4 protein-coding genes and 1 pseudogene are annotated in these 6,272 nt (G+C 70.5%); all 5 read right to left on the bottom strand.

Annotation, left to right across the window (positions count from 1 at the left end):
- Positions 1–78: 78 nt before the first annotated feature.
- Positions 79–1,836: pseudogene (locus AB0927_RS35205) on the bottom strand (carbohydrate binding domain-containing protein); the annotation flags it as partial.
- 335 nt (positions 1,837–2,171) lie between these two features.
- Positions 2,172–2,987, bottom strand: a complete 816-nt coding sequence (locus tag AB0927_RS35200) for an ABC transporter permease (RefSeq protein ID WP_366671892.1) — start codon at positions 2,985–2,987, stop codon at positions 2,172–2,174.
- A gap of 37 nt (positions 2,988–3,024) precedes the next feature.
- Positions 3,025–3,918 (bottom strand): ABC transporter permease, encoded by an 894-nt coding sequence (locus tag AB0927_RS35195; RefSeq protein ID WP_366671887.1) that lies wholly within the window; start codon positions 3,916–3,918, stop codon positions 3,025–3,027.
- Between the two features lie 3 nt (positions 3,919–3,921).
- Positions 3,922–5,115 (bottom strand): ABC transporter substrate-binding protein, encoded by a 1,194-nt coding sequence (locus AB0927_RS35190; RefSeq protein ID WP_366671886.1) that lies wholly within the window; start codon positions 5,113–5,115, stop codon positions 3,922–3,924.
- Between the two features lie 24 nt (positions 5,116–5,139).
- Positions 5,140–6,171 carry an ABC transporter ATP-binding protein gene (locus AB0927_RS35185; protein WP_366671885.1) on the bottom strand — a complete coding sequence of 344 codons (1,032 nt, stop codon included), beginning with the start codon at positions 6,169–6,171 and terminating at the stop codon, positions 5,140–5,142.
- Between the last annotated feature and the right edge of the window lie 101 nt (positions 6,172–6,272).

Here is a 6,272-nt window from a genome sequence, read left to right as displayed (position 1 = left end):
CGGCGGGGGGGGCGGCCGCGCGCCCGGCCCCCGCCCCCCCCGGCGCCCCCCCCCCCGCCCCCCCCGGGGGTGGGGGGTGGCACAGGAGAGGGTGAGGTCGTCGGCGTAGACCGTGCCCTGGCCGTACCAGCCGTGCACGTACACGGTGACCGTGCCGGAGGAGCCGGTGGTGAACGGCACCGACAGCTTCTGCCAGGCGGAGGACGAGGTCCAGGTGCTGGCCGTCGCGCCACCGCTGACGCCGAGGTAGGCGTACGAGCCCTGCACCCAGCCCTGGAGCGTGTACGAGGTGTTCGGCTTGAGGGTCAGGGTCTGGGCGCACTGGCCGGTCACCGAGGAGGTCGGCGCGGTCTTCAGGGCGTGGCTGCCGCCGTGTACCGGCGAGGAGACCACGGTGGCCCCGCTGTCGCAGGTCCAGGGCGTCAGTGAGCCGCTCTCGAAGTCACCGTTGGCCAGGGCCGTCGGGGTGCCGCCGCCGGTCCCGTTCACGGTCAGGGTGAAGGTGGAGCTGTGCTGGGCCGAGCCGGCCGTGCCGGTGACGGTCAGCGGGTAGGTGCCCGGCGCCGTGGAGGCGGCCGTCTTCACGGTGAGGGTGGAGCTGCCGCCCGCGGTGACCGACGTGGGGCTGAGGGTCGCCGTCACCCCGCTCGGCGCGCCGCTGACGGCCAGGCCGACGGACTGGGCGCTGCCCGAGGTCACCGACGTCCGCACGGTCGCCGTCGTGGTGCCGCCCGGGTCGAGGGAGGCGGTGGCGGGGGAGAGGGAGACCGAGAAGTCGTTGGCCGGCGGGGTGGTCGTGCCGCCCGAGAACGGCGCGAAGGTGTGCGTGAAGTACCAGGTGTCCTGGCTGATGCCGGAGCAGCTGTCGGAGCCGCCGGTGCCGGGGCAGCCGCTGTTGTCGCGCTGCAGGGCCCAGAAGGAGAGGGTGTTCAGGCCCTTGGACACCGCCCAGTCGTACACCGCGGTGGCGTCGGCGGTGGTGAAGGTCTCGGCCGCGCCGTAGTCGTCGATGCCGGGCATCTCGGTGACGCCGATCATGTTCCACAGCTGGCTGTCCGACAGGTTCGGGTACAGCGAGGCGAGCTGGTCGTGCAGCCCGGTCGTGGCCGTCTGGGTGTCGGTGGCCATGTGGTGGGTGGCGCCGTCGTAGTAGTCGAACGTCATGATGTTGACGACGTCCACCTTGGCGCCCGCGTTCTTGGCGCTGCGCAGCACGGCGAGCCCGCTGTCCGCGAGCCCGGTCGTGGTGGTCGGCAGGGTGTACGAGATCTGCACCGAACGCCCGTTGGCGGCGGCCCAGTCCTGGACCTTCTTGATGGCCTGGTTGCGGCGGTCGATGCCGGCCTGGTTGGTCAGCGAGTTGTCCTCGACGTCCATGTCGAGCCGGGAGACGTCGTAAGTGGTGATGATCTTCTCGTAGGCGGCCGCGATGGAGTCGACGTTGGTGCAGCTGTCGGCGATCTCGGTGCCGCCGTTGTCGGCGGCGTATCCGCCGAGCGAGGGGATGACGTCGCCGCCGCGCGAGCGGATGGTGCCGAAGTCGGAGCCGTAGACCGAGGAGCTGACGGGGGTGCTGGTGTCGCCGTCCCAGTAGGGCGTGCAGGAGCCCTTCTTCTCGGTCTGGATGAAGGCCATGGTGAGGTACTTGGCGCCGGAGGACTGGGCGAGCGCGGCGGGGCTGTCGCCGTTGTAGGCCTCGAAGTAGGGGGCGAAGACGTGCGCGGGCAGCGGGGTCGCCGCGTGCGCGGTGCCCCCGATCCCCAGGGCGAGCCCCGCGGAGGCGGCCAGGGTGGCCACCCCGGTGAGCAGGGCGCGTACGGATCTCGGACGTGTCATCGGGTACTCCCGGTTGGCGAACGACAGTCGATCGAGCGGGGGTGTCGCACGGTAGGGCCCGGCCGGGGCAAGTGGTCTAGGCCATAATTGGTCTGGACCAAATCCCCGGTCAAGGTCCGGGAGCCGCCTTTTTCCCGTTCATGAACGAATAACTAGCCGCGCTGATAAGGGACTTGATGAACCATCAGATCGGGTGCCCCGGAGGAGATGGCCCCGGCAAGTCCCGGTGAGCGGCGGCGAATCCTCCCTCGGGAGCGGGCGCCGGGCCGCCGGTGAGGGTGTACCAGGGGCGCCGCCAGGGGCCGGCCGTCACCCGCGCGTGTCCGCGCCCCGGCTCACACCCGGCTGGAGGTCGCGGTGTCCGCCGACAGCCGCTGCGCCAGATAGATCGGGACCACCGACAGCAGCACCAGTACGGCGGCCACGACGTTGACCACCGGCGCCTGCTGCGGCCGCGTCATGTTGCCGAAGATCCAGATCGGCAGGGTCTCGACGCCGGGCCCCGCGGTGAACGTGGTGACCACGATCTCGTCGAAGGACAGCGCGAACGACAGCAGCGCGCCGGCCAGCAGCGCCGAGCGCACCAGCGGGAAGGTGACGTCCACGAAGGCGCGGAAGGTGGTCGCGCCGAGGTCCATGGCCGCCTCCTCGTACGAGCCCGTCGTGCGCCGCAGCCGCGCCACCACGTTGTTGAAGACCACGACGACGCAGAACGTGGCATGCCCGACGATCACCGTGAACAGCCCGAGCCCCACACCGAGCGGCCTCAGGACCGTGCTGAACGCCGAGTTGAGCGCGATGCCCGTGACGATGCCGGGCAGCGCGATCGGCAGCACCACCACGAACGACACCGTGCCCCGGCCGAAGAAGCGGTGCCGGGCCACGGCGAACGCGATCAGCGTGCCGAGGACCAGCGCGATCGCGGTCGCCCCGAGCCCCGCCCGCACCGACGTCCACAGGGCGTGCCGGGCGCCGGAGTCGTGCACGGCCGCCGACCACCAGCGCCCGGTCAGCCCCGGCGGCGGCCAGCTCGCACTGCGGTCCGGATTCAGGGAGTTGACGAGGACCAGCAGCAGCGGGACGTAGACCACCGCGAAACCGAGCCCGGCGGCGATGCGCAGGGCGATGCGCGCACTGCGGGTGAGATGCACGTCGCTCATCCTCTCCAGGGCCGGTGCCGGGGGCCGGTCACAGGCTGTTCAGGGCGCCCGTACGGCGGATCGCCAGCAGGTACAGGACGATCACGACCACCGGGACGGTGCCGAGCGCGGCGGCCATGGGCAGGTTCAACTCGATGTTGGAGTACACGAGATTGCCGATCAGCTGGGTCTTGCCGCCGACGATCTGCACGGTGATGTAGTCGCCGAGGCTCAGCGAGAAGGTGAACACCGAGCCCGCCGCCACCGACGGCAGCACCATCGGCAGCACCACCGAACGGAAGGTGCGCCCCGCGCGGGCCCCGAGATCCGCCGAGGCGTCGAGCAGTTGCGCCGGGAGCTGTTCGAGGGCGGTGTGGATCGGCAGGATCATGTACGGCAGCCACAAGTACGTCAGCGTGAGCACCGTGGCCGGCAGCCCGAACCCGGGGCCGCTGAGCCCGAACGGCGCGAGCAGCCAGTCGGCGAGCCCGCCCTGGGACAGGATGAGCCGCCAGGCGTACACCTTGACCAGGTAACTCGCCCACAGCGGGGTGAGGATGGCCACCACCAGCAGCGGACGCCGGCGCGGCGGGGCGACGCGCGCGGTGTAGAAGGCGACCGGGAAGGCGATCAGCGCGCACAGCACGGTCACCGCGAGCGCGACGCCCACGCTGCGCACGATCACCTCGCGGAAGACCGGCGTCGTCACCAACTGGTGGAAGTTGTCCGTCGACCAGACCTTCACCACCTGGGAGGTGAAGGAGTCGGTGGTCCAGAAGGCGGAGGCGAACAGCACCGCCAGCGAGCCGAGATAGAGGACGATCAGCCACAGGAGCGGCGCGGTGAGCAGCAGGGTCAGGCGCAGCCGGGGCCGGCGGTGCAGGGCCCCGGCGAGCCGCCGTAGCCCGAAGGCCCGTACGGCGCCGGTCGCTTCACTCGCCACGGCTCAGCCCTTGATCTCGGTCCAGGCCTGCACCCACTTGGCGTACGGCACGCACGTGACGTCGGTGCGGCCGTCCAGGCACTGCTCGATGGGCGTGTTCCAGAAGGCGATCCGCTTCCAGTAGTTCTCGTCGGCCGCGTGGTAGACCGTGCAGAAGTTCCTGTCCTTGGTCTCGGCGCAGGCCTTGGAGTTCGCCGGGGCCTCGCCGAAGTACTCGGCGACCTCGGCGTTGACCTTGGGGGAGACGATCCAGTTCAGCCATTTGTAGGCGCAGTTGGGATGTTTGGCCTTGCTGGAGACCATCCAGGTGTCGGACCAGCCGGTCGAACCCTCCTTCGGCACCAGGGCCTTGACCGTTGCGCCCTCGGAGGCGGCGAGGTTGGCGATCACCTGCCAGGTGGTCCCGACGACCGAGTCGCCGCTCTTGAAGGCGGAGACCTCCTTGAGGTAGTCGCCCCAGTACTCGCCGACGTTCGCGTTCTGCTTCTTCAGCAGCGCCACGGCCGCGTCGAACTGCTTCTGGTCCAGCGCGTACGGGTCCTTGATCTTCAACTCCGGCCTGGTGGCCCTGAGATAGAGGGCCGCGTCGGCGATGTAGATCGGCGAGTCGTACGCCGTGACGTGTCCCCGGTACTTCGACGCGCCCTCGAAGACCGCCGACCAGGAGGTGGGCGCCGGGCTCACCTTCCGGGTGTTGTACATCAGCAGGTTGGCGCCCCGGCCGTGCGGGATGCCGTACATCCGGCCGTCCACCGAGTTCCAGGCGCCGTTCTTCAGCCCGCTGAAGACATCCTTGTAGTTGGGCACCAGGCCGGTGTTGACGGGGGCCGCGTCGCCGGAGGCGATCAGGCGCAGGGAGGCGTCCCCGGAGGCGGAGACGGCGTCGTACTCGCCGGTCTTCATCAGCTTGACCATCTCGTCCGAGCTGGCGGCGACCTTGGAGCGGACCTGGCAACCGGTCTGCTTCTCGAAGCCGGAGACCCAGTCGGCCTTGGGGTCGTCGGAGCCGTCCTCGACATAGCCCGCCCAGGCGATCAGATCGACCTGCCCCTCGGTCCTGCCGAGTTTCGTCGGGGCCTTCAGATCGGGCGGGTTGAGGCCGGTGGCGGAGGTGGAGCCGGAGGAGTCGCAGGCGGCGGCGAGCAGCAGCGCGGCGCCCGCGCAGGCGGCGGCGCGCAGGGTTCGGGTGGGACGCACGGCTTTTCTCCAGGGTGTGGGGGGTCAGGAGGGCAGTCGGACGGCGTGGCGGCGGTGCCACTGGAGGCGGACCCGGGTGCCACGGTAGGCGGCGACGTCCTCGGCGGAGGTCTCCAGGTTCTGCTGGAGGGCGGTGAGCCGGCCGCCGCCGTCGAGGTCGACGAGGAGACGGGTGGCGTCGCCGAGGTAGACGACGTCGGCGACCGTGCCGGTGACGGTGGCGTGCTCCGGCTCGTCCGCCTCCGCGGACTCCTTCAGGACACGGATCTTCTCCGGGCGGATGTTGTATATGCCCGGGGCGCCGACGACCTGGCGGGCCGCCTCTCCGTCGAGAAGGTTGGAGGTGCCGACGAAGGAGGCGACGAAGGGCGTCGCCGGGCGTTCGTAGATCTCCGCGGGGGTGCCGACCTGGGCGATGCGGCCCTGGTCGAAGACGGCGATCCGGTCGCTCATCGTCAGGGCCTCCGCCTGGTCGTGGGTGACGAACACGAAGGTGATGCCGACCTCCCGCTGGAGCGCCTTGAGTTCGGTCTGCATCTGCTCGCGCAGCTTCAGGTCGAGGGCGCCGAGCGGCTCGTCCAGCAGCAGCACCCGGGGGCGGCCGACGAGGGCGCGGGCGAGCGCGACCCGCTGACGCTGGCCGCCGGACAACTGGGCGGGGCGCCGGGCGCCGTAACCCTCCAGGCGCACCTCGGCCAGCGCCTCGCGGGCACGGGCGAGGCGCTGCGCCTTGGGCATCTTGCGGATCTTCAGCGCGTAGGCCACGTTCTGCTCGACCGTCATGTGCGGGAAGAGCGCGTAGTCCTGGAAGACGGTGTGCACGTCCCGCTCGAACGGGGCGAGCCCGGTGACCTCCTGTCCCGCCAGCTCGATCCGGCCCCGGTCGGGCGTCTCGAACCCGGCGACGAGCCGCAGCACCGTGGTCTTCCCGGAGCCGGACGGGCCGAGCATCGAGAAGAACTCGCCGTCCCGGATCTCCAGATCGACCCCCGCCACGGCGGTCGTCTCCCCGAACGACTTGCGCAGGTCCTGCAGCCGGATCGCAATTCCCTGCATGGGGGAACCTTTCTGGCGCGCGGTAGCGTTGACCGCAAACATATGAAGTCATAGTTCTGGGCTCAAGAGCCCGTTGGGGTAAAGCTTGGGTCAACGCACGA

The organism is Streptomyces sp. NPDC048106, from assembly GCF_040706415.1.
GTDB lineage: Bacteria > Actinomycetota > Actinomycetes > Streptomycetales > Streptomycetaceae > Streptomyces.
Note: the sequence above shows the minus strand (reverse complement) of the source record. Positions and strands in the feature narration are given on the sequence as shown.

Excerpts from the sequence above, each read along its gene's own strand:
- AB0927_RS35185 (WP_366671885.1), bottom strand. The coding sequence starts at position 6,171 with ATGCAGGGAATTGCGATCCGGCTGCAGGACCTGCGCAAGTCGTTCGGG.